The 26,623-nt window shown below is 67.2% G+C and carries 19 protein-coding genes and 2 pseudogenes; 9 read left to right on the top strand and 12 right to left on the bottom strand.

Features of this window, described 5'->3' with window-relative positions; genetic code table 11:
- Positions 1 to 59: 59 nt before the first annotated feature.
- The 6 genes from G3N98_RS16610 to G3N98_RS16630 form a co-directional block, all read right to left on the bottom strand.
- The gene (locus G3N98_RS16610) at positions 60 to 1,298 is read right to left on the bottom strand and encodes an MFS transporter (protein WP_175240873.1); all 1,239 of its coding nucleotides are present in this window, start codon (positions 1,296 to 1,298) and stop codon (positions 60 to 62) included.
- Between the two features lie 52 nt (positions 1,299 to 1,350).
- Positions 1,351 to 11,073, bottom strand: a complete 9,723-nt coding sequence (locus tag G3N98_RS16615) for a non-ribosomal peptide synthetase/type I polyketide synthase (protein WP_206148694.1) — start codon at positions 11,071 to 11,073, stop codon at positions 1,351 to 1,353.
- Positions 11,060 to 12,589, bottom strand: a complete 1,530-nt coding sequence (locus tag G3N98_RS16620) for an FAD-dependent oxidoreductase (RefSeq protein WP_241025945.1) — start codon at positions 12,587 to 12,589, stop codon at positions 11,060 to 11,062. The genes G3N98_RS16615 and G3N98_RS16620 overlap by 14 nt, the downstream gene beginning before the upstream one ends.
- Before the next feature lie 65 nt (positions 12,590 to 12,654).
- A complete protein-coding gene (locus tag G3N98_RS16625) occupies positions 12,655 to 14,484 on the bottom strand; it encodes an amino acid adenylation domain-containing protein (protein WP_241025947.1) in 1,830 nt (609 codons plus the stop codon).
- The gene (locus G3N98_RS39815; protein WP_241025946.1) at positions 14,477 to 15,673 is read right to left on the bottom strand and encodes a thioesterase domain-containing protein; all 1,197 of its coding nucleotides are present in this window, start codon (positions 15,671 to 15,673) and stop codon (positions 14,477 to 14,479) included. The genes G3N98_RS16625 and G3N98_RS39815 overlap by 8 nt, the downstream gene beginning before the upstream one ends.
- A 458-nt stretch (positions 15,674 to 16,131) precedes the next feature.
- Positions 16,132 to 16,374, bottom strand: coding sequence for a hypothetical protein (locus tag G3N98_RS16630; RefSeq protein WP_206148697.1), 243 nt, complete (start codon positions 16,372 to 16,374; stop codon positions 16,132 to 16,134).
- A gap of 36 nt (positions 16,375 to 16,410) precedes the next feature.
- On the opposite strand from G3N98_RS16630, the gene G3N98_RS16635 reads away from it, so the two are divergent.
- The 3 genes from G3N98_RS16635 to G3N98_RS16645 all read left to right on the top strand — a co-directional run bounded on the left by G3N98_RS16635 (position 16,411) and on the right by G3N98_RS16645 (position 19,822).
- A complete protein-coding gene (locus tag G3N98_RS16635; protein ID WP_175240868.1) occupies positions 16,411 to 17,601 on the top strand; it encodes a hypothetical protein in 1,191 nt (396 codons plus the stop codon).
- Complete coding sequence (locus tag G3N98_RS16640) at positions 17,598 to 18,323, top strand: SDR family oxidoreductase (RefSeq protein WP_206148698.1); 726 nt, start codon at positions 17,598 to 17,600, stop codon at positions 18,321 to 18,323. The genes G3N98_RS16635 and G3N98_RS16640 overlap by 4 nt, the downstream gene beginning before the upstream one ends.
- A gap of 791 nt (positions 18,324 to 19,114) precedes the next feature.
- A complete protein-coding gene (locus G3N98_RS16645; protein WP_089425469.1) occupies positions 19,115 to 19,822 on the top strand; it encodes an SDR family oxidoreductase in 708 nt (235 codons plus the stop codon).
- 31 nt (positions 19,823 to 19,853) lie between these two features.
- Here G3N98_RS16645 and G3N98_RS16650 read toward each other — a convergent pair whose 3' ends face one another.
- Positions 19,854 to 20,819, bottom strand: coding sequence for a LysR family transcriptional regulator (locus G3N98_RS16650; RefSeq protein WP_206148699.1), 966 nt, complete (start codon positions 20,817 to 20,819; stop codon positions 19,854 to 19,856).
- 213 nt (positions 20,820 to 21,032) lie between these two features.
- On the opposite strand from G3N98_RS16650, the gene G3N98_RS16655 reads away from it, so the two are divergent.
- The 5 genes from G3N98_RS16655 to G3N98_RS16675 all read left to right on the top strand — a co-directional run bounded on the left by G3N98_RS16655 (position 21,033) and on the right by G3N98_RS16675 (position 23,373).
- The gene (locus G3N98_RS16655) at positions 21,033 to 21,497 is read left to right on the top strand and encodes a RidA family protein (RefSeq protein ID WP_206148700.1); all 465 of its coding nucleotides are present in this window, start codon (positions 21,033 to 21,035) and stop codon (positions 21,495 to 21,497) included.
- Positions 21,498 to 21,761: 264 nt separating this feature from the next.
- Positions 21,762 to 22,181 carry an organic hydroperoxide resistance protein gene (locus G3N98_RS16660; protein ID WP_011352035.1) on the top strand — a complete coding sequence of 140 codons (420 nt, stop codon included), beginning with the start codon at positions 21,762 to 21,764 and terminating at the stop codon, positions 22,179 to 22,181.
- Between the two features lie 71 nt (positions 22,182 to 22,252).
- Positions 22,253 to 22,579, top strand: coding sequence for a DUF4148 domain-containing protein (locus G3N98_RS16665; RefSeq protein ID WP_206148701.1), 327 nt, complete (start codon positions 22,253 to 22,255; stop codon positions 22,577 to 22,579).
- Between the two features lie 61 nt (positions 22,580 to 22,640).
- A complete protein-coding gene (locus G3N98_RS16670) occupies positions 22,641 to 22,970 on the top strand; it encodes a DUF4148 domain-containing protein (RefSeq protein WP_206148702.1) in 330 nt (109 codons plus the stop codon).
- A 73-nt stretch (positions 22,971 to 23,043) separates the two neighbouring features.
- On the top strand, positions 23,044 to 23,373 hold the full coding sequence (locus tag G3N98_RS16675) for a DUF4148 domain-containing protein (protein WP_206148703.1): 330 nt from the start codon (positions 23,044 to 23,046) through the stop codon (positions 23,371 to 23,373).
- A 254-nt stretch (positions 23,374 to 23,627) separates the two neighbouring features.
- Here the strand turns inward: G3N98_RS16675 and G3N98_RS16680 are convergent.
- Positions 23,628 to 24,176 (bottom strand): annotated as a pseudogene (locus tag G3N98_RS16680) (phospholipid methyltransferase); the annotation flags it as partial.
- A gap of 224 nt (positions 24,177 to 24,400) precedes the next feature.
- On the opposite strand from G3N98_RS16680, the gene G3N98_RS16685 reads away from it, so the two are divergent.
- The gene (locus G3N98_RS16685) at positions 24,401 to 25,117 is read left to right on the top strand and encodes a GNAT family N-acetyltransferase (RefSeq protein WP_206148704.1); all 717 of its coding nucleotides are present in this window, start codon (positions 24,401 to 24,403) and stop codon (positions 25,115 to 25,117) included.
- Positions 25,118 to 25,165: 48 nt separating this feature from the next.
- Here G3N98_RS16685 and G3N98_RS16690 read toward each other — a convergent pair whose 3' ends face one another.
- The 4 genes and pseudogenes from G3N98_RS16690 to G3N98_RS16700 form a co-directional block, all read right to left on the bottom strand.
- Positions 25,166 to 25,621, bottom strand: a complete 456-nt coding sequence (locus tag G3N98_RS16690; protein ID WP_089472822.1) for a MarR family transcriptional regulator — start codon at positions 25,619 to 25,621, stop codon at positions 25,166 to 25,168.
- 102 nt (positions 25,622 to 25,723) lie between these two features.
- Positions 25,724 to 25,852, bottom strand: coding sequence for a hypothetical protein (locus G3N98_RS40195; RefSeq protein ID WP_277396904.1), 129 nt, complete (start codon positions 25,850 to 25,852; stop codon positions 25,724 to 25,726).
- Entirely contained in the window at positions 25,849 to 26,220 is a 372-nt protein-coding gene (locus G3N98_RS16695; protein ID WP_089425458.1) for a GFA family protein, read from the bottom strand. The genes G3N98_RS40195 and G3N98_RS16695 overlap by 4 nt, the downstream gene beginning before the upstream one ends.
- Positions 26,221 to 26,415: 195 nt before the next feature.
- Positions 26,416 to 26,623: pseudogene (locus G3N98_RS16700) on the bottom strand (nitronate monooxygenase); the annotation flags it as partial.

Below are 26,623 nucleotides of genomic sequence, written 5' to 3' on the forward strand. Positions count from 1 at the left end.
GAGTGTTGGGATTCATTGAATTCTCCAGTTGGTTCGCGGTGAATGACCTTGACGCGGGCTCATCGGCTGACCTCGAGTTCGACCGCCTGGTTGCAGAAGCGGCCGCCCAGCACACACGCCGACACGAGCACCAGCGCGGACGTCGCGACCGGAAGGACGATCGAGTGCGGCTGCAGCAACGAGGTCACGATCGGGGCGACGCCCCAGGCAAGCGCATTGATCGACGAGACGACGCCCAGCACCTGCCCCTGATCGTCGGCAGTCGCGCGGTTCGACGCGATGCTGAGCAGCGTGACATAGCAGTTGGAGACGGCGAGCGCGAGCAGCGGCACGGCCGCCCAGAGGCTGACGGGGGCGTCGACCAGCATCACCAGTGCGATCAGGACCGGTTGCGCGATCAGGCTGCCCATGAGGTTCTGTCGCGGTGAAAACGCCTTCGCCAGTGCGGGAATGATGAACAGCAGCGACACGGCGAAGCACGCCGAGTAGAACGACAGCAGCATCGCCTCCCAGAACGCGTCGAATCCATACCGCAACAGGGAAAAGGCCGACATGTAGTTGAAGAAGATGTAGTAGCCGGTCAGGAACACCGCGAGGATGACGAGCGGCGTGCGGAGTACCGGCGATGCCGCATTCGCGACGATGCGCCGCCATGCGCCGGTGCGTCGCGCAGGCGTGGTGCCGTCGTGTGCGCGACGATCGGAGAAGAACGCGATCACGAACGCGAGCGTGAGCGCCGCCAGGGCGGCACCGATGACGAACGGCAGCGCGACGCCGAACGCACCGCCGCCCGTGCCGGAAAACACCCCACCGATGACCGGCCCGATCGCGAATCCCACGCCGTTCGCCGCCGTGATCATGCTGAGGTTGCCGGCTTTCGTGTCGGGCGTGCTGATGTCGATGACGGCCGCCTGCGCAACCGGCAGGCTCGCGGCGGTCAGGCCGCAGATCGCGCGGCCGACGAGCACCCCCCACAGACTGCCGGCGTACACGCCGGCAGCGGTGCCGAGCATGCCGAGCGCGTTGCCGCCCAGGCACAGCAGCAACACCCGTTTGCGGCCGTACCGATCGGACATGTCGCCGAGCAGCGGCGACGCGGCGAACATGGCCAGCGGATAAAGCGCCAGCACGATGCCGTAGATCTGATAGCGCGTGGCCTCGCTCACCGACGCGGCAAACAGGCCGGTTTCGTTGTTGAGCAGCATCGGCGTCAGCGCGGGAAACACGATGCCGATGCCGGCGGCATCGACGAAGATGGTCAGGAACAGCGAGGCAATGGCAAGTTTGGATGTCTTCATGGTCAGCGTGCGGACGGACGGGCAACCGTCCGTCCGGGTTCAGGAAAAGGGATCAAAGCGCCGCGAGCCGGTCCAGGCAAGCTGCGGTCGTGTCGAGCAGCCAGTTGCCCGAGTCGTCGGCGGCCGGCATTTCCAGCCGGCCGAGTTCGTCGAGATACGCGGCATGTTCGACGGGCCGCCCGCACCCCGCGCCGTCGCCGAGCGCGCTGTACAGCGGCAACATCCTGAAGAACGGATCGGATTCGGGCGTCTCGTCGCGGGCGCGGGCCACCCATTCGGCGGCCGGTATCCCGCGCAGCGTCGACCCGTCGCGCAGCCGCGCCACGATCGCGCGAAAATCCAGATCGTCGATATGGACGTTGCGCACGGCCGACATCATGGTGACCTTGCTGCGACGGACGATGTAGCGGGCCACGTGTTCCGTCGGCATGACCGGCACCGCAACGGGAAGATCCGGGTAAGCGCCCATCGCCACGCACTTATTGCTGAACGCGACGAAATGGTTCTGCCGTTGCAGGTTCGGATCGCGGTCGTCGATCAGCAGCGGCAGCCGATAGATCGACGTGGGATAGCCGTGCAGTACCGATTGCGCGAAGCAGGCTTCCGCCACGAACTTCGAGCGTTCGTAACCCGACGACAACGCGCGGATCGCCGCGTGGTCGAGCCATTGTTCCGGCAGCGATCCGAGCTCCGTGTACTGCGTCGAAATGTAGTGCACATGGGCGACTTTCGCGGCCGACGCAAACGCCAGGACGTGCCGGCTCGCGCCGACGTTGCCCTCGCGCATGAACGCGTAGTCGGCCGCGTGATTGACGTGCGCCGCGCAATGCACGACCTGCGTGACATGGGTCAGCAACTGCGCATGGCTGTCGTCGTCCATGCCGAACCGCGGCAAGGTTGCGTCGCCGCGGCAGATCCGGACACGCGCGACGGGCAGCGCGCCGCCGAACATGGCACGGTAGCGGGCGTCGAGACGCGCGCGCGCGTCGGCGTCGTCGTTGCCGCGCACCAGCACGTAGACGTCCGCGTGCGTTTCCTCGAGCAGCATCCGCAGCAGCCACGCGCCGAGGTGCCCGGTCGCGCCGGTCAGCAGATAGGCGTCCGCTGCCTTCGCCGCCGTCCCCGTGAATGCCGGCAGCGTCGCGGCGGCCGCCAGATCCGCCGCATACGGCGCATCCTCCTGACGGCTGACGGCGTCGTTCGTCGTCGTCGCCCCGTCGGGCCGGTGCGCACATGCGGCGAGGAAACCGTCGATCGTCGGGTTGGTCAGGAAGCGGCTGAAGTCGACCTTCAGCGCGAGCTCGCGTTCGGCGGCGAGGACCATGCGCGTCAACGACAGCGAATCGCCGCCGAGCTGGAAGAAGTTCTCGCGGGTCCCGATCGAGGCCAGGTCGAGCTGCGTCTTCCATAGCGCGCACAAGGCCGCCTGTTCCGGCGACAACGCCTCCGCCGCGTCGGCGGGACGCCGTGCATCGGCGTCCTGCTCGATCCGGGCCAGCACGCGTTCCGTGAGCGCCTTCCGGTCGACCTTGCCGCTGCTGTTCGACGGAAATGCGTCGAACTGCATCAGGCGCCACGGCACCATGTAATCCGGCAACCGCCCTTTCGCGCCGGCCAACACGGCAGGCTCGTCGAACCCGTCCGCAATGACGCAGCCGACGATCTGCCGTCCGACTGACGAGGCGGCGCCGACATCGACCACGAGTGCGCTCGCGTGACGGACGCCCGGCTGCGACATCAGCACGTGTTCGATCTCGCCCAGCTCGACCAGCAGCCCGCGCAGCTTCACGCGGAAATCGTTGCGACCGATGTAGTCGAGTTCGCCGTCGCGCCGCCATTTGACGATGTCGCCGGTGCGGTACATGCGCGTCGCACCGTCCTGATACGGATTGGCGGAGAACGCGTCGGGCGCCTTGAGCGTGCCGATGTAGCCGCGCGCCACGCCGCTGCCGCCGAGGTACAGCTCGCCGGGCACGCCAGGCGGCACCGGGCGGCCGCGTGCGTCCAGCACCCAGCAGCGCACGCCGTCGCAGGCGACGCCGATCGATGCGCCCGGCCCGTCGGGTACCCGGGTGCACGCATGATGCGTCGCATAGATCGTCACTTCCGTCGGCCCGTACAGGTTGTTGAGCGTCGTGGTCGTGCCCGATGCGAGCCACGCGCGCACCACGGGCTGCATCAAGGCCTCGCCGACCGAAATCACATGGCGCAGCGTCGGGCAGCGGGTGAGCGGCTCGAGCAGCAGGTTCAGCAGCGACGGCACGGTGCTCATCATGGTCACGTCGTGGCGTACGCACACGGCGGCGTGGCCGGCCGGCCCGTCCGTTTCGTCCATCAGCACGACGACCCCGCCCGTCATCAGCGGCAGGCAGAATTCGGGCACCGAGATATCGAACGTCAGAACCGTCCCTTGCAGGAACCGGTCGCTCGCCGAGAAGCCGAAATGGCGCTCCATCCAGCGCAGGCGCTGGGTCAGGCCCAGATGCTCGACCAGCACGCCCTTCGGATTGCCGGTGCTGCCGGAAGTGAACAGCACGTAAGCGAGCTTGCCGCCGCGCTCGGCGTAGTCGCCGTTCGGTTCCAGCCGAGCATGATGCTGCACGCGGCCGGCTTGCACGACGTCGCAGTCGATTGCGGTGTGGTCCGCGCGAAGCACGACGTTGCACAGCCCCAGCGCGTCGCGCTCGGCGAGCGCCTGCCGCACGTCGTCGGACAGCCGGTGCCGTTGCGTCAACACCATCGCGCAGCGGGCCGTGTCGATCATGTAGCCCGTGCGCGCCGCCGGATGCTTCAGGTCGAGTGCGACGTACGCGGCAGCGCATTTCCAGATCGCGAGGATCGCGATGATGGATTCCGGGCACCCGAAACGCGGCATCAGGATGCCGACGGTCGTCTCGCTGCCGACGCCCTGGCGGTGCAGCGTATCGGCCACCGTATCGGCCAGCGCGTTCAATTCACGATAGGTCAGCCGTCGTTCGCCCCATTCGATGGCGACCGCATCCGGTGTCTCGTGCGCGCGCCGGGCGAACTGCTCGTGCACGCATGCCGTATCGCCCGGATCGACATCCCGCGTGTCGCGCGGCACCGGGCCGCGCCCGGATGCCAGCAACTGCAGCTGGTCGGCCGGCAGCATCGTGATCGAGCCCACTTCGCGTTCGGCATGAGCGGGGTCGGACAACGCAACCAGCAGCGTCGCGTAATGCTCCGCGATCTGTTCGACCGTCGCACGGTCGAACACGGCATCGGCGTACTTGAGGTCGATCGCCCAATCGTGCTGACGTTGCGTCACCCACGCACTCAGGTCGAATTGCGCTTCCTGCTGCGTGATGTCGAGCGGTGTCGCGTCGCACCGGGCACCGACGTCGACCACCATCTCGGAGGCATCGAAGTAGTTGAAATACGTCTGGAACAGCCCTGCCGAACGGCTGGCGGAGCGCAGGCGTTCGTCACGCATCAACAGCGCGAGCGGGACGTCCTGGTAATCGACCAACTCGAACAGTGCACGCCGGACCTGGTCGATCGCCGCCGTGACGGTCTGGTTTTCGTCGACTTCGCTGACGAGCGGCAGCACGTTGACGAAATGGCCAACCGTGTTGCGCCAGCGTTGTGCCGAACGACCGTTGAACGCGACGCCCGTGATCACGCGATTCTGGTTCGAGTATCGCGCGAGCAGCAACAGCCACGTGGCAAGATGCGCGGCCGCGCGTCGTCCGCCCGGCATCGCGTTGAGCTGGTCGGCCAGGCGCCGCGACACCGGTACGCGCACCGTGCCGCCGGTCTTCGCGCCCTGCTCCGTGCGCACCCGATCCACCGGCAGGTCGACGCTGACGGGGACGCCGTCGCCGTCGATGATCCGCTCGACGAAGAATGCGCGTGCGGCCGTCAGGGTCGTCGCATCGAGTGCCCGTTGCGTGGCCACGAAGTCGCGATAGGGTGCATCGGAGTCGACCAGCGGTGCCGTGGTGCCGCACATCGCCTGAAGAAGCTGGACGCCCACGATGAAAATGGTCGCGGCATCCATCACGAGGTGATTCGACGTCACGACCAGATACCATTCGCGCGGCGACACGCGCAGCACGTTCACGCGGGTCGCGAAGTCGGTCGCGAGGTCGGGCGACGCGGCCAGCAACGCCTGGATCCGGGCGTCGACGTCGGCACCCGATGCGGCGTCCTCGGTGGCGATCGCGCAACGCGAGCGCGTTTCGTCAAGCGAATGAATGACGTATCCCGGCTCGTGCTCGACTTCGTCGAAGGTCGCGCGCAGCAATTCGTGTTCGCCGAGCAGCGCGCGCCATCGCGCCGCCAGCCGATCCAGGTCGAGCCCCTCGCCGGCCACGCGCCAGCCGACTGCGCAGTTGTAGGCGCGGCTGTCGCGGTGGCGGATCTGCTCGTACCAGATCGCGAACTGATTGTACGAAAGCGGTACGCGGGCCGGTGCACCGCCCTCCTTCACGGGCGCGGCCTCGGCGGGAGCCGTCGCCGTCGCCTGGCTCATCGACTCCACCAGCCGGTCATGGATATCGGCGACCGTCGCGCTGTCGAAGAACAGGCTCGCGGGCAGGCTCAGCCCGAGCCGCCCCTGCAGTTCGCTGCGAATCCGGATCGTGCCGACCGAATCGAGCCCGAGTTCGTCCAGCGTCGACGTCCTGGCAATCTGGTGCGGCGCATGGCCCGTTTCCGCGGCGATCAGCCCGGTCAGCAGCGCGAACGCGCCATCGGCTGTCGTCGTGGCCGATGCCGGCCCGATCGCGGCCGCGTCGCGTGTCGCGACCGTGTCGCCCGATCGTGCGGGCGCTTCCGGGACGACGCGATAAATCGCCAGATGCGCGCCGTGCCCGATGCGCGCCATCGCGGCGGTCAATGCCGCGCAGGCGGCTTGCGGGGCGAGCGGTTGCAGCCGTCGCAGCGAGCGCGACGGCGCGCGCCCCCCCACCCGCTTCAACATGCCGGTGTCCGCCCACGGTCCCCAGTCGACCACGATGGCCGGCAGGCCGAGCGAAGCACCGTGCGCGGCCAGCCGTTGCAGCCCCGCGTTCGCGATCGCATACGAAATCTGGCCCGGCGATTCGACCAGCGACGCCAGCGACGAGAAATACACGATGAACCCGATCGAAGGCTGCCCGCACGCGTAGTCGTGGAGCACCGACGCCCCGCGCAACTTGGCGCCGAGAACGGTGTCGAGTTGCGCCGCGTCGGTGTCCAGGATGTTCCGGTCGGCGGTCGCGCCGGCCAGGTGAAAAATGCCGTCCAGCGCGCCCGCATGGGCAGTCAGCCACGCACCGTCGACCTCGGCGGCGGCGAGATCCGCGACGAGCAGTTGAATCGTCGCGCCGGACCGCTCGCGCAGGCCCGCCACCCATCGGTGATCCTCGTCGTCCGGCGTCAACGCGCGTCGGCGCATCAGCACGAGGTTTCGGCATCCGCAATCGTCGACAAGATGTTCGACGAGATGTTTGCCCGCCCCGCCGAACGCACCGGTCACGAGGTAGCGGCCGTCGCTGCGCGGCTGCAGCGCGTTGTCGCCGTCGACTTCCGGCAGGCCGGCCACGGTTTCGCGGCGCGCCAGCCCCGCGTCGTCGATACGCCAGAGCGGTGTCGCGATGCGCCGCGACGTGATGCCCGGCTTGACGTCCCGTACCGCCAGGATCGCGTCGACGACGCGATCGCCCGCGTCGACGACCTCGAGCTGTGCCGCGTCCAGCGCGGGCAGTTCGGCCTGCAAGTGAACCGCGAGCGCCTGCATCGTCGCCGCGCCCAGCACGTCCGGCGCCGCATGACCCGTCTCCGTCACGAGGCAGACCTGTAGCGGCTGTCCCGGTTGCCGATCCGACACCGTCTCGATGCTGCGCCGCACGTCTCGAACGAAAGCGGCGACCGCGCCGTAGGACGCTGCGCCGGACAGCCACGCGTAAGGCGCCCAGACGACGACCGTGCGTACTCGCGCGTCGTCCGCGTGCGGTTCGTCGATCGGCTTGCCGTCGCGCTGCGACGCTCCCGGCAACGCGAGCAAGCGGCTTGCCGCGCCGCGCGCGGTGAGGCTCTCGTGCCAGCGATCGGGCGCCGGTGCATCCGCCGGTGCGAGCAACAGCCACGTTTCGCCGGCCAGCGACGCGCCGGCCGACAATGCCGGGGCACCGTCGCGCACCCATTCGACCCGGAAGTGCACGTCATGGCGCTCGGCGGCGCTCGCCGACAGGCGCACGCAGGTCACGCCATGCAGTGTGGCAACGTCCCGGCCGGATTCGTCCTGGACGAGCACGTCGCCGACCAGCATCGTGTCGCTCGACTCCCGAAGCACGGCCCGGCAAGTCAGCGCCGACGACCAGCGCGCGTCCGGATCGATCCGGATCGACTCGAGTGCGACGGGGGCATAGGCGCTCTCCGGACGGCCTCGGCATACACCGAGCGACTGGAAGCACGTGTCGATGAACGCACTGTGACTGAGCGGCAGCGCCGGCTGCGCGTCCGGCGGTGCGATGCGGCAGCGTACCTCGGTGTCGCTGACGCGCTGGTAGGCGGCGATCCGCTGGAACAGCGGGCCGTACTGGACGCCCCGGCGCTCATATTCGTCAAAGAACGCGTCCGGGCGCACCCATTCGCCTGGCTGCTCGTCGAACCGGCCGCTCGACGGCGGCAGCGGCGCGTGTTCCGCTGCGACGTGCACGCGCGCCAGTTCGGCATCGCCATCGTCCGGCAGCCGATAGACGATCGTGTAGCGGCCATCGTGCGCGGGACCGGTCACCTGGCAGGCCACCTCGTGCGTCGCCGCCGGATCGTCGAAGGCGAGCGGCCGGCTGACCGTCAGATCGTCGAGCTGAATCATCGCGCCGGCAGGACCCTGTCGGGGCGCGCGCGCGATAGCCTGCATCGCGAGCGCGACACCTGTCGACAGGTAGAACGCGCCGGGCACGATCGCGCGGCCGTGAATCCGGTGCTGATTGATCCAGTCCAGCGCGGGCGTGCCGAGGTCGACCTGCAAGGTCGCGCGAAAGTCGATGCCCGACCAGGCCGGCGCATCGCGCAGCGGCTGTGGCGGCGCGGCGTGGGTGCTCGCGCGGGAGACCGTGTGCGGCCACGAAGCCGGTTGCAGCAGCGTGTGGTCGAAACGATATGTCGGCAGTTCGACGAACGGCCCGGCGGCCCGCGCATCGCCGAATGCCTGCATGGCCTTCCGGATGTCCAGTGCGCCGCCTTCCGCGAGGCGTCCTGCGGCACGCAGGAACGTTTCGTCGTCGGCTCCGCGCCGGTCGATGCTGGGCAGGCACGCCAACCCGCGCCGTGCCGCCCGCGCGGTGGCCGCGACGAGGCCGCAGAGTACCGGACGCGGCCCGATTTCGAGCACCGCGTCGACGTCGTCGCCGACGAGCCCGGCGGCGGCCGCCGCGAAATCGACGGGGCGCACGATCTGTTCGGCCCAGTAGGCCGGCGAACCCGGTGCCGCGTCCATTTGCACGGACCCGACCCACCCTTCGACGGAACTCACGAAGCGGACGGACGGTCGCGTCGCCGCGACGCCGCCGGCCAGGAGACGCGCCGCATGCGCAGCGAATTCGTCTGCCGCGGATTGCATCAGCGGCGTATGAAACGCGCCCTGCGTGTCGAACGGCAGGGTCGTCAGGCCTTGCCGCCGGGCATGCTCCGCGGCGGCCAGCACGGCCGCCTCGGACCCGGCGACCACGGTCGATTCCGGTGCGTTCAGCGCCGACAGCCACAGCGCGGCCGACGGCAGGCCGTGATTGACCTCGTCGATCAGCGCCTCGACGATCTGCCGCGGCGCAGCGATCGACAGCATCTTTCCGGGGCTGACCGTACACGCCCGCTCCATGGCATCGGCGCGCGCCAGCACCAGGCGGGCCGCCGTGTCGAAGTCGAATGCGCCGGCGAACCACGCCGCCGCATATTCACCGACACTGTGCCCGAGCACGGCGTAGGGCCGGCACCCGAGTTCCTGCCAGAACCGCGCGAGTGCGCATTGCAGGACGAGCAGCGAGAGCTGGGACGTCCGCTGTTCGCGCACGAGCGGCAGCGTCGCGCCCGCAGCCTGCCCGGTGGCCAGCATGCGCGGCAGCAACGGCGTGCTCCAGCCGACGATGCGGTCGACGTGATCCGCGAATTCCGTGAGTAACGCGCGGAATCGCCGGTTGGCGTCGAACAGGCTGCGAGACATGCCGGCGTACTGGCTGCCCTGCCCGGTGAAGACCATCGCGACGCGCTGCAGCCGCGTCGTCGGGACCGGTGCGGCGCAACGCTCGCGCAACCGTTCGACCAGTTCGGCCGGGCTACCGGCCGCGACCGCGATCGACGCATGCGGCCACACCTGGCGGTTCGCCAGCGCCGCGTCGCACAGCGCGTGCAGGTCGATATCGGGCGATGCCTCGATCGCATCCGCATAGGCGTCAGCCAGCGCCTGAACCGACGCCGGCGTGCGGGCCGACAGGAACAGCAGGCTCGCGCCGCTGCGGCGCTCCGCCGCCGGCGTGGCCGCACGATGGGCGCGCGACTCGCCCAGCACGACGTGCGCGTTGGTGCCGCTCATGCCGAACGAGCTGACACCCGCGATCAGCCGCCCGTCCGGATCGCCCGGCTGCCAGCACGTGGCAGTCGCAGGGATCACGCCCTGGAAGCGGGCAAGCGGCAGATCCTCGCTGATATCGTTCGCCATGCAATGCGGCGCGAGTTGTCTCGCGGACACGCACAGAGCCGCCTTGATCAGGCTCGCGATCCCGGCGCTTCCCTCGCAATGGCCGATATTGGCCTTGACCGCCCCGAGATACAGCGGATGCATGCGCTTGCCGAACACGTCGGCGAGCGCCGACAGCTCGATTCGATCGCCGAGGTCGGTGCCGGTCCCGTGTGTTTCGACATAGGAGACGTCGGCCGGCGTCAGCGCGGCGCTCGACAGCGCGTCTTCGATCACGCGCCGCTGGGCGGCCTGCGAAGGCGCGGTGATGCCGTTGCTGCGGCCGTCGCTGTTTACGGCGCTGCCGAGCAGGTTCGCGTAGATCCGCTTGCCGGTGCGCGCGGCGTCCGATTGGCGCATCAACACGACGGCGCCGATGCCTTCGCCGCGCGCGAAGCCGTCGGCGTGTCGCGTGAAGGTCTTGCAGCGACCGTCGGCGGCCAGCATGCCGGCCTGCGCCAGATCCACGCTGTAATCGTGCGTCAGCATGAGCGACGCGCCGGCCACGATCGCCGCGTCGCATTCGCCCGCGGCCAGCGCGCCGAGCGCCTGGTGCACCGCCACCAGCGACGACGAGCATGCGGTATCGACGACGAATGCAGGGCCTTCGAGGCCGAGGTGATAGGCGATCCGCCCCGCGGCCATGCTGCCCAGCGCACCGCGGCTCAGGAAGCCGTTGTAGTCGTCGCTGCTCGCCATCCGGCGTGCATAGTCGAGCGTGCTCAGGCCGACGAACACGCCCCAGCGCTGCTTCCTCAGCGACGACGGGTCGATGCCCGCGTCCTCGACGGCGTGATAGCTCGTTTCCAGCAGCAATCGATGCTGCGGATCCATGTAGATGGCCTCTTTCGGCGCGATCGAGAACACCGCCGGATCGAATGCCCACGGCGAGCGGGCAAGGAAGCCTCCATGCAGCGCTTGCGGCGGCGTCGCGGCGCCGTCCGCGCCGAAACGGCCGGCCGGCATCGGCCCGGTGGCTTCCCGCCCGTCCAGCACCACCGCACGGAAAGCATCGAGCGAATGGGCGGTTCCGGGCAACTCGCACGCCATGCCGACAATGGAGATTTCCTCCGGTACCCGTTCACGCTGCTTCATTGCTCGACTCCGTCGTTGCGTTGTGTTTTTCCGTTCCGTTCTGCGCGTCGATCTGTTGCAGCATGCATTGCACCGAACGGCAGGCGCCTTCGAAAAAGCCCTGCAGGTCCGAATAGGCCTCGCCGCAGATATGCACGCGCCGGTTGGCCGGATCGGCGCCGATGCCGAACGCGGCCAGTTGCCGAATCACGTCCGCCGAGCGGTAGCCGGGACGCCAGAAATGCACGCCGGCGCCGAACGGCGCCATGCTCCAGTCGCGAATGCCCCATTCGAGGATGCGCGGCGTGTCGTCGCGCGAGAACGTCTGCTGCAGCGTCCGGACGAGCGCCGCCTTCAGGCGCTCGCCCCGGTTGCGATACGGGGCCGACTGCCAGCCGCGGCGGCCTTCTTCCGTGTCGATCAGGTTGGCCCAGTACTGATGCCACGGTTCATCGCTGTAGAACATCGCCATGCCGTACCGCTCAGGCTGGCTGGGATGGACCTCGAAATGAGCGGCCCGAACCATCGCGCCTTCGCCGCTGCCTGGCGGCGTGTCGGCGTTCCACCACGGGTCCTCGACCACGCAGCATGCCCACGTGATCGGGAACGGGACGACGGCATCGAGGCTGGCGGTCACGGCCGGCGGCAGGCAGCGGGCAAGCGCCCGGAGCGGGCGCTGCGGCAGCGCGAGCACGACGCGCCCGCACCGGACGACGACGCGGCGCCGCTCCGCAGTCGACACCTCTTCGATCGTCGCGGCGATGGCGCCATCGGGCTGCTCCGACAAGTCGACGAGCGCGTGATCCACGACCACGTCGACGCCCAGTGCGCGCACCGCGCGCCCTGCGTAGTCGATCAGCGTCTGCATGCCGCCGACCGGCAGGTAGGACGGACGCTCGAGCAGGCGCAGGTCGAGCAGCGTCGCGATCCATTCCGCGGCATTCGGGTTCGCGTTCTTGAAGTTGTAGAACGCCCCCTTCTCGCGCGTGAACTCGACCGCTTCATGGCTCAGTACGTTCGACAGCACGTTCCAGATACCCTGCTGGTAAAGCGGCATGCCCCCGAACTGGGCGTCCGTGCGGAATCTCGCCAGTGCCTCGGCCCGGCCGGGCCGGTCGAAGCGGTCGCCGTCGAGGTCCCACTGGTCCGCGACGATCACGCGCACCGCATGCATCAGCAGCGCCCAGGGCGGATCGTGCGCGCGCGGATCCGCCAGCAGCGCGCGCTCGTCCTCGGTCAGCTTCGCCGCACACGGACGGATCGACGAACCTGCCTCGTGCGACGAAATGGGTTGCACGGGTACGCCGAGCGCCTGCACGAAGGTGTCGACGAGCGGCTGAAGATCGGGCTCGATTCGCACGGCGCCGTATTCCGCACGGAATGCGCCGGCGAGCATCTCGTCGGTCTGCACCCGGCCGCCGATGCGAGACAGCATCTCGACCAGGCGAACCCGCAGTCCGGGGTGACGCTTCTTCAGTTCATAGGCGGCATACAGGCCAGCCAGACCGCCACCGGCGATCAGTACATCGGTATCCAAATGAATTCTCCGTCTGGAAGGCCCGGTGCCGCGTGCGCCATTGCGCGCGGCGACCGGTGCCGTTCTCATGCCGTTGCAAGCCGCGAGTGGATTTCCCGCGAAAGAAGGTCGATCGTGTAGTACTCGAACATGTCTTCGGCACGGAGGGACACCCCGAAGGCGGCGCTGAGCCGCAGCGACAGCGCCTGTACGCCCAGCGAATCGAGCCCGATATCCGCGAACGGTTCGTCCCGGTCGATCAACGCATCACTGCCCAGGCCGATCAACTGGGCCAGCGCGCGGCCGATTTCGGACTCGACGTCGTTGGCCGGCACGTCATCCGCTCGGGCGCGCTCGCTGGCCTGGCGGCAGAGGTCGACGAGCGCGCGCCGGTCCGCCTTGCCGCTCGTCGCCTGGCGCGGGATCTCCGCGACCGCGACCCAGTCCTTCGGCAGCCAGGCGGCCGGCAGCGCGTGGGCCGCGGTTTCGCTCAGTGTTCGCATCCACGCGGTGTCGTGGCCGTCGGCCAGAACGACAATGGCGGTCAGCCGGTCGCCGACGACGAGCGCGGTGGCATCGCGAACCATCGGCGAGCGCAGCACCGCGGATTCGATCTCCGCCAGTTCGACGCGCTGGCCGTTGATCTTCACCTGGTCGTCCACGCGCCCCACGCAGTGGACGAGGCCGTCTGCATCGACCCGGCAGATGTCGCCCGTCAGGTAGATGCGCGAGTACACCGGCAGGTCACCGGTCTCGAACAGCGGATTCGCGATGAAGCGCCGCGCCGTTTCCGCGGCGTCGTTCACGTAGCCGTTGGCCAGCGCCGCGCCGCTGATGCAGAGCTCGCCCTCCTCCCCCGGCGTCGTGGGCACGATCGCGTCGGTCACGCCGTCCGCCGCGGTTCGACGCAGGTAGAAGCGCGTGTGCGAAACCGGTGCGCCGATCGGCAGCGAATCCCGCGGCGCGTCGTCAAACGGCCATGCGCTCGCCATGATCGTCGCCTCCGTCGGCCCGTACACGTTGTGGACGACCGTGTTGGGCAACAGGCGCCGGGCGCGTTCCGCGAGCGATGGACGGAAGACCTCGCCGCCGACGCAGATCGCCTTCAGGCTCGTGCATTGATCGAAGCCCGGCGTTTGCGTGATGAGATTGAACATCGTCGGCACGGTGGTGATGTGCGTGGCCGCATGCCGCCGGATCGCGGCCACGATCTCGACGCTGTCGATCCGGTGCGTGCCGCCGAGAAAGCACACCGTCGCGCCGATTGTCAGCGGCGCGAGCAGCTCGTGCATGGAGGGGTCGAAACACGGGTTGATGCTTTGCAGCCAGCGATCGTCCTCGCGGAAACCGAGGTAGTCGATGATCCAGCTGAAGTGATTCCACGCCGCGGCATGCGAGACGGCAACGCCCTTCGGCAGCCCGGTGGAACCAGACGTGAAGATGATGTAGAGCGGATCGTGCAGCTCGGCATCCAGCCCGAGATTGTCGGACGACAACTGGCTCGCCCGATTCAACGCCGCATAGACGTCGCTTTGCGGCACGTCGCCGAGCTGCGTCATCGCGCGACCTTCCAGGGCCGTCAGCACGAACGCGATGCGCGCGCGCTGGACCATGTGGCGCATCCGGTCCTCGGGGCACGCGGCGTCGACCGGCACGTAGACGGCCCCGCACTTCAGGATGGCCAGCAACGCGACGAGCCTGACAGGATCGTGATCCGTGCACACGCCGACGGCCTCGCCGGCGCGGATGCCGACTTCATCGCGCAGGAAACGCGCCAGCCGGTTCGCGCGCGCGTTCATCTCACCGTAGGTCACGCTTTCGCGCTCCGAGAGGGCCGCGATTCGATCGGGTGCCGCTGCGGCGCGCTGCTCGAAGGCCAGATGCGGGATGTGGGGTGAATAGATGGGTTCAGTCATCGCAGGATTCAGGACGAAGGGATTGAACGATCGAAGCGACACAGGCGACGTGCGGCTCCGAGAGCATTGAAAAGTGATTACCGGGTACTTCGATGCCCTGCACGCGATGCTGCAGCGCGTGCGCATGCCAGTCGGGCAGCAGCGGCTCGCGCGCGTGCAGGCATGCCACGCGCGCGGCCGGGGCCGCGGCGGTGCGGTGGGACTTCAGCAATGCCAGGCACGTGCGGCGCATGTCGAGCACCTCGCGCAGGCGGGCGGCGGGCATGCGCCGACGCAGGCAGGCGTCGATTTCGCTGTCGCTGGGCGATTCGGCGAGGACGCGATCGGCTTCCGCCGGCGGAAACATCGCCTTGAGCAGCGTGACGCGCTCCGTGCGGTCGTCGCTCACACGCTCGCGGGCCGCCAGGGCCAGCGACGGATCGAGACTGACCACGACGCCCAGGCGCTTGCCGCGCTGCTCCAGCAGGGCGGCCATTTCGCGCGCCACCACCGCACCGAACGAGTGACCGCCGATCCAGTGGAACGGCCGGTCGTCGATCTCGCACAGTGCATCGACATAGCGGTGCGCGAGGTCCTTCAGGTCGGCGGCCTGCGCGAGTTGCGCCGGCACCCCGCGAAACGCCCTGACGATGAACGGCAGCCGCGCGGCCAGCGGCGCGAACGGCACGACGCTGCCGTCGGCGCCGTGAATCAGGGTCAGCACGGCATCGCTTGCGTCGCGCGCCGGGCGTCCGGCGAGCACGCGGGTGACGTCGACGATCGGATCGACGGCCAGCTGATCGGCGAGCTCGGCTGCGGTGTGACGCCACCTGTCGCCGATGGCGGCCGCGAGCGCCGGCGCGCCGGCAACGCTCACCTGCCATGCGTTCGCGTGCGTCGGGTCGTGCGGCCGCAGCACGATGGGGCCGTGCGCGCCGCCGCGGACCTCGAGCTCCCATTGATCGATGGCGGCGCCGGCGTCCGCGCCCCCCGCCGCGTCGAGACGATCGGCGACCCGTCGAACCAGCATGCGGAAAGCCCCGGCGATCTCGGGCGATCCGATCGTGATCGCCGGGGGCGCAGCGCCGACGGCCGAGCGTCTGCGGATCGTGATGGTCGCGGCGTTGCCGCCATCGATGCCCCGCACCCCGGCGCGGCACAACGCCGCGAGAAAACCGTAATGGAGCGGCGCTCCGAGAACCTGGGCCATGCTGGCCCGCAGGCGCGGGGCGATATCGTCCGTCCGCATCATTCTGTATTTACCCGATTTGCAAACCGCACGTTTCTTTGAACATGCTAAAAATATATTAAATATCAAATCACTGTTGCGGAATGTGATTAGACAATCAAAATCCGTTGTCGTGAACCTGCAATATCTGACAGATATCCCTGACACAAACATCAGGTGTCATCGGCGTGAATAAAGCTGTCTGTTCTGACAGCGATCATTTCGAGAAAATAGTCGATACAATCCTCCCCCGCTCCACCCTGATACGTCTTGAAAATCAATTAAATCAACATCGGACCATCGAGAGGTTTTAAATGGAAGTGAAAGCACCTGAGAGCGAATCGGCCCGGTCGATTCGGCAAGAAATCGCGTCGTTCCTTCGCAGCAAAAGCAATCTCCCCGTCACCGCGGAACACGCGACGGAGAAGCTTCTCGCCAAATCACTGGACCTCGACGAAATCTCGCGGCGGCGCGAGGCGTTCTCGACGCATGCGGAGATCGACAGCACCGCGGTGCTTGCGAACTACGAACTTCTGCATGGCGTGAAATACCTGGATCGACTCATAAACTGCGAAAAGCAGCAAATCGATGCAAAATGTATTGTCGCCATCTTCAGAGGGACGGAAATCTGCCTGAATAACATTTCCGTCCTCGCCGACCGGATCATCGACGACATCAGTCATTCCCGCTTCGGCGACGTGTCGGTCAAGATTTCGTGGATGAATCATTTCAACGATTCCCTGTACCGCTTTTCGCAGTTGCTGGTGCAAACGGATCTCGGGCGCAATGGCGGGGACTTTCTGTCGATCGAGGATTCGTCCACCTATCAGGCTGCCGCGAAAAAAACCGAAGCGATGTACGAAGCGCTGAAAGCGGCGCCGGAAGCGGTCGGCGACGTTTCGGAGAAGGACCTCGACGATCCGCAGCGCTTCACGTTCTTTCACACCTTCGTCAATACCAATTACGAAACGATCTGGCTGGCCGTGCTGCGCCACGTTCGCGTGCCGGGCGTGTTTCGTCTCGAGGGCGAGAGCGCCGAGCAGTTCTATCAGCGGGTCGTGCAGAACGACGAGGTGCGCGATGCGGTCACCTGCGTCGACCTCAAGGATCCGACGTACCTGATGCAGTTCCGTGCGTACCACCAGATCAGCGAAGTCCTCGTGGGCCTCGTCAACGACGTGATCGCGGATTCGATCCTGGCGCTCGTGAACGAAGCGAACGAGTCGTTCGAGCATGAGGCGACGTCGCTGGCGCTGTGCAACAAGTTGCTGCAGATCGTCACCGACAACATCAAGCCGATCGTGCGGACGCTGAGTCCGAAGGCTTACTTCGCGATCCGGCCGGCGCTTGGCATCACGAGCGGGTCTCACTCGCACAATCTGCGCAAGGGGCTGTTCCTGACGATCTACCCGCTGCTGGTCCGTTCGCTCCGCCTGCGGCTGATGGCATTCAACGACACTGCCGCGCGCGACGACGACGCCGTGCTCGAGCAGGCGCAACAGGTGCTGCGCCTGAACACGCAACCGGCGCTCGCCGCGATGATTCGTCAGACGGTCTACGTGTACCAGTACGTGCGGACATGGCGTGACGAGCACATCCAGTTCGTCAAGACGCAGATCGGCGTGAGTCCGGAAGACAACACGCCGACGGCCTCGATTTCGGGTGCCGAAAACGCGGCCCAGACCGCGCACAACTTCCGCAACTCGCACATGAACGATCCGATCGGCCCGCTTTACGAGGCGACGCTCGGCAAACGACCGCCCGCCCCGTTCTCGATCGTCCATCCGGGACGTTTTGACGAGCACATGGCGTTCTTCACGGCGAATGCGGTCAAGGCGATGTATGCCGACGTGCAGCAACGCGCGCAGCGCAAGCGCGACCGCGGGGTCCGCACGGGAGGCGCGTCGTGACGACTTTGCCGCTGGTGATGGTGACGGGCGCGAGTTCCGGCATTGGCGCGGCGGTCGCGCGTGCGTTTGCCACGCTCGGGCATCCGCTGCTGCTGGTGTCGCGGCGGTTGGCCGAGCTGCAGGCGCTCGATTTGCCCAACGCCGCATGCGTCGCGGCGGACGTGACCGACGAGCGTGCGGTGCGGGCCGCGGTGCAGGCCGCGCAGGCGCAGTTCGGCGGTGTCGACTGCCTCGTGAACAGCGCGGGAACGATGCTGCTCGGCGAGCCGCTCGAACAATCGGCCGACGAACTGCGAACCATGCTGGACGTGAACGTCGTCGGGACGATGAACGCGATTCAGAGCGTGCTGCCCGGCATGATCGAGCGGCGGCGCGGCAGCATTTTCAACGTCAGCTCGATCACCGGCCGCCAGGCCTTTCCATTTCATTCGGCGTATTGCGCATCGAAATTCGCGGTGCACGGCATGTCGGCCGCGCTGGGCGCCGATCTCGGCCAGCACAATATCCGCGTGTCGACCATCGCGCCGGGCGTGGTTGACACGCCCCTGCTCGACGCCACCACGTCGGAGTCCGCCAAGACGATGTTTCGCGAGTGGATGAGTACGCTGGCTTCGGTGCTGCATCCCGACGACGTCGCACGCGCGGTGTGCTTCGCCTATGCGCAACCGCAGCACGTCTGCATGAGGGAGATCTTCCTGACGTCCACCGCGCAAACGTCCTGAAGCCAACCCGCTCGCGATTCGTCGTGAGGCGTCGGGCAGGCGGATCGGGTGTCGGCTTCCGCAATCGTGAGGGAACTGCCGGCGGAGGTTGCCGGCTGGTCCGATCCTGCCAGTCGAAAACCATCGAAACGCGACTCGATGAACTGCGCCCCAAAGGCCGGAAAGCGATCCGGCTTTTGGGGCGATTTTCGTGGAGTGCTGTCCGCCGGTCGCGGACAGGTGCCCCGCCCCCCACCTTCCTGCCGCCTCGCAAAGACTGTCCATCCGTATCCGGCGGGCGATGCTGACCGCGGCATGCTCGGCTACCAAGACTGACGCGTTTGCCGACTGGTCGGTTTTGAAATGAAATCACGCTATTGTGATAAGAAAAGTTATCCGGACATCAGCGACGCGTTATCCAACTGCGTTCTCCGCAGCAGACGAATCGGTTCGTCAAACCGTCCGATAATCGGTCGCCTTCGGTGAGGTCGCGCTACGCTTGAACATTCGCGCAGCGCATCGAGGCATCGATGCGCTTGAGCGCGACGTCGAGCGCCGATTGGGCGGGCCGCCGGGCGACGCGGCCGCGATCCCCGGCCTTTGACCGCCGGCTCCACGCCTCCACGTCCCGACGTGGCCGCCCTGACCGCAGTCCCTCACCCGACCCCGCCCCGCATTTGTTCCCCCGACGCAAGACTGTTGCTCCACGGTGGGTGTTCGAGATCGCAACCGGCGCGCCTACAGTTCGCCCATCGGATTCACGGATCCGGTCGGCACCGAAGCCGGGAACCCTTCACCTATCGAGGCAAATCATGAGCGCATCCAGAGTCATCATCGTCACAGGCGCATCGCAAGGCATCGGCGCGGCAACGGTCGACGCATTCCGGGCCCGCGGCCATCGCGTCGTCGCAACGTCACGTTCGATCGGGCCGTCGAACGATCCGGACCTCGTCACCGTCGCGGGCGACATCGGCGACGCGGCCGTCGCACGGCGCGTGGTCGACGCCGCGATCGAACGCTTCGGCCGCGTCGACACGCTCGTCAACAACGCGGGCATCTTCATCGCGAAGCCGTTCACGCAGTACACCGCGGACGACTACGCGCAGATCACGAACGTCAACCTGAGCGGCTTCTTCCACGTCACGCAGCATGCGATCGCCGCGATGCAGAAACACGGTGGCGGCCACGTGGTCAGCATCACGACGAGCCTGGTCGATCACGCGAACAGCAACGTGCCGTCGGTGCTTGCGTCGCTGACGAAAGGCGGATTGAATGCGGCGACGAAGTCGCTCGCGATCGAGTATGCGAAGGCCGGCATTCGCGTGAATGCGGTGTCGCCCGGGATCATCAAGTCGCCGATGCACGCGCCCGAAACGCACGCGACGCTCGCGTCGCTGCATCCGGTCGGCCGCATGGGCGAAATGAGCGACATCGTCGACGCGATCCTGTACCTGGATTCGGCGCCGTTCGTCACGGGCGAGATCCTGCATGTCGACGGCGGCCAGAGCGCCGGGCATTGAGACGCGGCGTCGACACCGCGAGCCGGTGCGCCTAGCGCGATGCGCCGGCTCGTTTGGCGCGTTTTTCGGCCGGCTGCCCGGCCGGCGCGCGCGCCAGATGCTCGACGAGAAAGTCGACGAACACGCGTACGCGCGACGACAAAAAGCGCGCATGCGGATACAGCAGCATGAACGGCCGCGACCGGCCGCCGAGGCCGGACAGCACTTCCACGAGCGTGCCGGCCCGCAGATCCTGCTCGACGATGAAGCGATAGGTCTGGAACAGGCCCGCACCGCTGCGCGCGAGCGTCACACCGGCAAGGTAGTCGCCCGACGTACCGTAGCTGCCGGTCGTCGCGACGTCGATTCCGTCCGATCCGTCGTTGAACAGCCACGGAATCGTCCGCCCGCTGCTCGGCAGCTCGAACTGGATGCATTCGTGCGCATGCAGGTCGTCGACGGCGGTCGGCATGCCTGCGCGCTTCAGGTAGCCGGGCGTCGCGACGATCACGAGTTCGGCATCCTCCAGCTTGCGTGCGATCAGGTTCGAATCGGCCGGCGCGCTGCCGCGGATCGCGAGGTCGTAGCCTTCCTCGGCGAAGTCGATGTTGCGGTTGCTCAGGTGGGTGTCGACGCGCACGTCCGGATACCGCTCGCGAAACGCCGGCAGCAGCGGCAGCACGCGATAGTGCCCGTACGGTGTCGGCATGCTGATCCGCAGCACGCCGGCGGGCGTTGCCTGCTGGCCGGTCGCCTCGCGCTCCGCGTCGACCAGTTGCGACAGCGCGTCGCGACATTGCTCGAAATAGCGGCGGCCGGAATCGGTCAGGCGGATCTGGCGTGTCGTGCGCACGAACAGCCGCACGCCGAGACGCGCCTCGAGCCGCGCGACCGAGCGGCTGACCGCGGCCGGCGTGACGCTCGCCGCGTTCGCCGCCAGCGTGAAGCTGCCGAGTTCGGCGGCGAGGCAGAACAGCTCGATGCTGCCCAGCAGCAGATCGTCGAATTGTCGTTGCATGAGGCGATTCCTGCCGTCTGCGGCGCGTGGCGCGCGATGACGCCGAGTGTGCATGAATCTCGTGGCGGAAACCAGCGGACGCGCACGGCGCGATTCGTTACACCGCGTCGTGAATCAATTGCGCGGCTGACATTTACCGGCTTCGGACGCATGGCTACAGTGACTCACAGGCCGTACCGATCGCCCGAACCCTTTTCCCGCAAGGAGCACGACATGACCGTCGAACAGAAACTGGCCGACCTCGGCCTCGCGTTACCCGAGCCGCCGAACCCGCTCGGCAGCTATACGGCCGCCAGCGAAGCCGGCAACCTGCTGTTCGTTTCAGGACAACTGCCGCTGGTCGACGGCAAGATTGCCTATACCGGCCGTGTCGGCGAGCAGTTGAACGTCGACGAAGGCAAGCATGCCGCCCGGCTCGCGGCGCTGAACGTGCTCGCGCAGATTCGCCGGCATCTGGGCGGCTTCGAGCGCCTGCGCAAGATCGTGCGCGTCGAGGGGCACGTGAGTTCGGCCGACGGCTTTGTCGGGCAGCCGGCTGTGATCGACGGCGCGTCGGACCTGTTCGCCGCCGTGCTGGGCGAAAAGTCGGGCCACGCGCGCTCGGCGTTCTCCCAGCGCCAGTTGCCGGCCGATGCGGCCGTGATTCTCGTCGTGATCGCCGAGATCGACCCGGCCTGACCGATCGGCCGCCCTGCGCGGCGGCCAGCCGTTCCCGGGGCGTTTTCACCTGCCCTGCCCGGATGCGTCGCGCGTCGATTATCGGGGAGTGATCGCCGGAATGCCTTCTCCCGTGAGGCTGTACACGTTCCAGATACATTGAAATACAAAATATCGTATGCGATTTAATCGAATGCGCTTGACGGGGGTGGTCGTCTCGACGAAACTCCATCGCATGCGATCGAATCGCATCTGAAACAAACCACCCAACTGACGGAGCAAATGATGAGCAAGATCGAAAAAGTGCTGTACACGGGCAAGACGCATACGACTTCGGGCGGCCGCGACGGCGCGGCGCGCAGTTCCGATGGCCGCCTCGACATCCAGTTGTCGTCGCCGGGCAGCGCCGGCACCGGCACCAATCCGGAGCAGCTGTTCGCGGCCGGCTGGTCGGCCTGCTTCATCGGCGCGATGCAGCTTGCGGCGCGTGCCGCGAAGGTGACGCTGCCGGCCGATCTCGCGGTCGACGCCGAAGTGGATCTCGGCACCGCCGGCAATGCGTACTTCCTGCAGGCCCGGCTGAACGTGAGCGTGCCGGGGCTCGATCGCGACGTCGCGCAGCGCATCGTCGATGCGGCACACCAGACCTGCCCGTATTCGAAGGCGACGCGCGGCAACATCGACGTCGACATCCGTATCGCTTGAACGATGCATCAGGCGGCCTGACGCCGCCTTGCCGAATGCCCGATTTTCTTTCTTTCCTTTTGAGGTGAATGATGAATACCCGACTGATCGCCGCCCTTCTCGTCGCTGTTTCGGCCACGGTTGCCGCACCGGCGTTCTCCAGCGAATCCACCGTGACGCGTGCGCAGGTGCGCGCCGAGCTCGCGCAGTTGCAACAGGCCGGCTACCCGCTGAATCGCGCGACCGACGCCACCTATCCGAATGATCTCCAGGCTGCCATCACGCAGATCCATGTCGCCGATGCGGTCGCCAGCAACGAGCAGGTGTCCGGCTACGGCAGCAACGGCGAGGCGGTAACGCAATCGGGCCGCCGGCATGCGGTCAGCGTGGCCGATCGCTCGGTGTATTTCGGTCATTGAGCGCGACGCATCGTCGATACGCGGACCCTGCCTTCCTTCTATTTCTCTTCTGTCGAGGTAAATGATGAAAACCCAACTGATCGCCGCCCTTCTCGTGGCCGTTTCCGCCTCCGCTGCCGCACCGGCGTTCGCCGATGCAGCCGCCGTGTCCCGCGCGCAAGTGCGTGCCGAGCTCGTCCAGCTTGAACAGGCCGGTTATCGGCCGGGCCGCGCGAACGATCCGCACTATCCGGACGATCTGCAGGCCGCACTGACGCGCATTCATGCGAACGACACCGCGGTGGCCGACGCAGCGACGTCCGGTTACGGCAGCGATGCCGCTGCTGCGACGCAGTCGGGCAGCCGGCCCGCGACGCGAATCGCCGAACGCTCGATCTACTTCGGTCATTGAACGACACCGCGAACGGCGCCGGTGGTCGGCGAACGACGCGTAACCCCTGAACTCCATTTTCTTGTCGAGGTAAATGATGAAGACCCAACTGATCGCTGCCCTTCTCGTTGCCGTGTCGGCTGCCGTTGCCGCACCGGCGTTTGCGGGTGACAGCACCGTGACGCGCTCGCAAGTGCGTGCGGAACTGGCCGCGCTGCAGAAGGCCGGCTACCTGCCGAACCGGCCCAACGACCCGAACTATCCGGATAATCTCCAGGCTGCGCTGCGCCGGATTCACGACACCACTGCAGTCGCGGCCGAGTCGCAGGCGTCCGGTTACGGCAGCGACGCCGACAGTGCGACGCAGTCGGGCAGCCGCAGCGCGGTTCGCACGGCCGAGCGGTCGATCTACTTCGGCCATTGAGCATGGCGCGTCGGAATCGTCGCGCAAGGCTGGACAACGCATGGGAAGCGGGGGCGTGCGAGTACGGCGCGTCCCTCGTCGGCCTGCGGTGGGACGTGGCGTTGCAAAGTGACATGCGCGACGCGCTTGCGTCCACCCGGGATTCGATAGTGCGCGACGCCAACGCCGATATCGGTTTTCGCGACCAGTGATCCGGGAAGAAAGAAGCGGCAGCTGCCGCAGCCGGCCAAACAACACCCCATACCCGAACGCGTTCACGATGCTAGACGTCCATCCGCCGATGGCTCGATGCCTCTCGAGTCGAGTGATGGCGTGCTATCGAAGCCGCGCAAAATAGTTGCAACCGCAACCGCAACCGCAACCGCAACGCTCAACGGCCGCGCACCGGGCCACTGATGGCCGGCCGCATCGATCCGGCGTTCGAAGCGATACACGATGGCGGGCGGGAAGTTCATTCACGCGACGCCGATCCTGACGGCACGAATACGTATGGCCTCTAGATGGCGGGCCGGAACCGGACAGCGCCTCACATACGTGAACGGGTAGAACGCGCCATCGGCAGCCAGAAGACGCGCGAACGCGCAATGAACGATCGCGACGGCCTGTTCGACCGGCATCGCGACGAGCGGCAGCCCGCTCACGATCGCATCCGCGCGCGCCCCGCCGAAGAAATCCCCTGTCATGCCGAGCTGCGCCGCATCCATCCGCATGATCCGCAACGCGGGAAACCGATGTCGCAACGCGTCCGCGAAAGCGGGATCGGCTTCCACCAGCACGAGCTGGTCGCTCGCGACGCCGCGCGCGGACGTCATCGACCAGTGCCGTCCATTCGTGCGGGCCGCAGCCGGCCCAGCGGCGGTCGGCACGCTGGCTTCCGGCCACCGGTTGCCGAGCACGTCATGCAACAGGCCCACCGCGACGCTGCCGAACGCCGTGACGACGCTGGCTTCCGGCCGTGTCCGTGCGCCTTGCCCGCCCGATCCCGGTCTATGCTGTGCGATCGAAACCTTCAAACGAGGAGCAGCCGATGTCCGATGCAACGACCGGAACCGCGCGAGGCAGTGCGCACCCGCTCGACCGTGTGGTGTGGAATGCGCTGACGGGCCGGCAGCGCCGCTTTGCGGTCGGCCACGACGGTGCATGGCGGTTTCCGGCGGCGGTCGCGCCGTTTGCCGCGATCGAGGACACGAGCGCGGCATCCTTCGACGCGTTGGGCACCCTGATCGCCGCACACGGGCCGGCGGCACTGGTCACGCCGGACGCGATCGAGCCGCCGGCGGGATTGTCGGTGATCCGGCGCGCGAACCTGTTGCAGATGGTCTGGCAGCGGACGCTCGACCCGGCGCCTGAATCGGGTTACGTCACGCTCGCCGAATCCGATGTGCCGGACATGCTCGCGCTGACCACGGCCGCGCAGCCCGGCCCGTTCGGCCCGCGCACGTTCGAGCTCGGCCATTACATCGGCATTCGTAGCGACGGCCGACTGGCCGCGATGGCCGGCGAGCGGATGCAGGTCGACGGGTATACGGAAATCAGCGCCGTCTGCGTGGATGCCGCGTTCCGGCGGCAAGGGCTGGCAGCGCGGCTGATGCGGGCGTTGATTGCGGAGATCGATGCACGCGCGGATACGCCTTTCCTGCACGTCCTCACGTCGAACCAGGTGGCGATCGAGCGCTATCTCGCACTCGGTTTCGTCGTCCGCCGCGAGATGAACCTGCTGGTGCTGGGCGGCGAGCACGCATGACGACGCGGCCGGCACGCGGGTCGTGCCGGCCGCAGTGTGACCGGGTGTTTATTCGTCGGTCGACCGGATCAGGTTGCCGCGCAGCGTGACGATCGCCTTCTGCATCTTCGCGAATTCGTCCGGCTTCAACCCGGTGGCTTCGATGAGGTTCATGTCGAGCCCCTTCTCGCGCACGCGGCGGCCGCTTTTCGTCAGGCTGACGAGCACCTGGCGTTCGTCCGACGGATCGCGGTGCCGCTCCAGGTAGCCCATCGCCTCGAGCTTCTTCAGGATCGGCGTCAGCGTATTGGATTCGAGGAACAGCTTCTCGCCGAGCTGGCCGACCGTCTGGTTGTCCTGCTCCCACAGCGCAATGATCGTGATGTATTGCGTATACGTGAGGCCGAGCGATTCAAGGATCGGCTTGTACGCCTTGCCGAACGCGAGGTTCGTCGAGTAGATCGCAAAGCACAGGAACTCGGACAGCTTCGGTGCAGTGTCGGATGGGGCTTCGGTCGGTTTCATGAACGTCCTCCAGCGACGCGAACGGCCGCAGATGGACGCATTATATATCGCGTGCGATCTTATCGGAAGCATGATAATCGGTCTCGATGAACCGGCGCGCCGTCAGTTCGCCCTGCGGCGCTTGCCGGTCGGTGGACGGCTGACCGACAGCAGCGTGCATTGCACCGGATGCGCGATTTCGGTCGCGAGCCCGCCCGCGGCAAACAGCAGGACCATCAGCCAGCGTTTCATGCGTCCTCCACGACCGAGAGGCTCGCGCCGTCGGCGACCGTCGCGTCGAGCGCATACGGGTCGACGCCATCGAGGCAGCCGAGATTGACGCGCCAGCAGGCGGGATCCTTGCGCGTCTGATGGAACGGATAGATGCCGCAATGGCTGCAGAAATAGTGACGGGCCGTGCGCGTGTTGAACTGGTAGCACGTCAGCGCGCCCTCGCCTTCGACGATCTTCAGTTCGCTGGCGGCGAACATCGGGCTCATCAATGCGCCGCGCCGGCGGCACAGGCTGCAGTTGCAGCGCGTCGCCGGCGTAATGGCGGTTCGGACTTCGAATTTGACGGCCCCGCAATGGCAGGACCCTTTGAACCAGGTTGCAGACATGGTGCACTCCCGAAGAGGTCATGCCTGCTTTATAGCGGACGCCCGAACTTGCGTTGTATCGCGATGTATCCGCGGTTCGTGCAGATACAGAACATTGCAAATTGACGGTGGGCGGCGACGTATCGGCGCGGCGATCGGGGTGCGCTCACCGATCGCCGGCATGGGGCCGCGGCCCGTTGACCGCGATTCGTGCGATCAATCCAGCACGTGCTGCATCCGCTCGATCGTCGCCCGCGTTTCGCGTTCGAGCGCGGCGAACAGCTCGGCCGCCGGCAGCGGCCGCACGAGCGGCGCCGCCTGCCCGGCCCACTGCGCGCCGTAGCCGAATTCCCCCTTTGCCTTCGCGGCCGCGTGCAGCGCCTTGCCGGCGTCGTACGCGATCGGGTACGCGGGCGTGGCCGGC

Source organism: Burkholderia sp. Tr-20390, assembly GCF_017104595.1.
GTDB lineage: Bacteria > Pseudomonadota > Gammaproteobacteria > Burkholderiales > Burkholderiaceae > Burkholderia.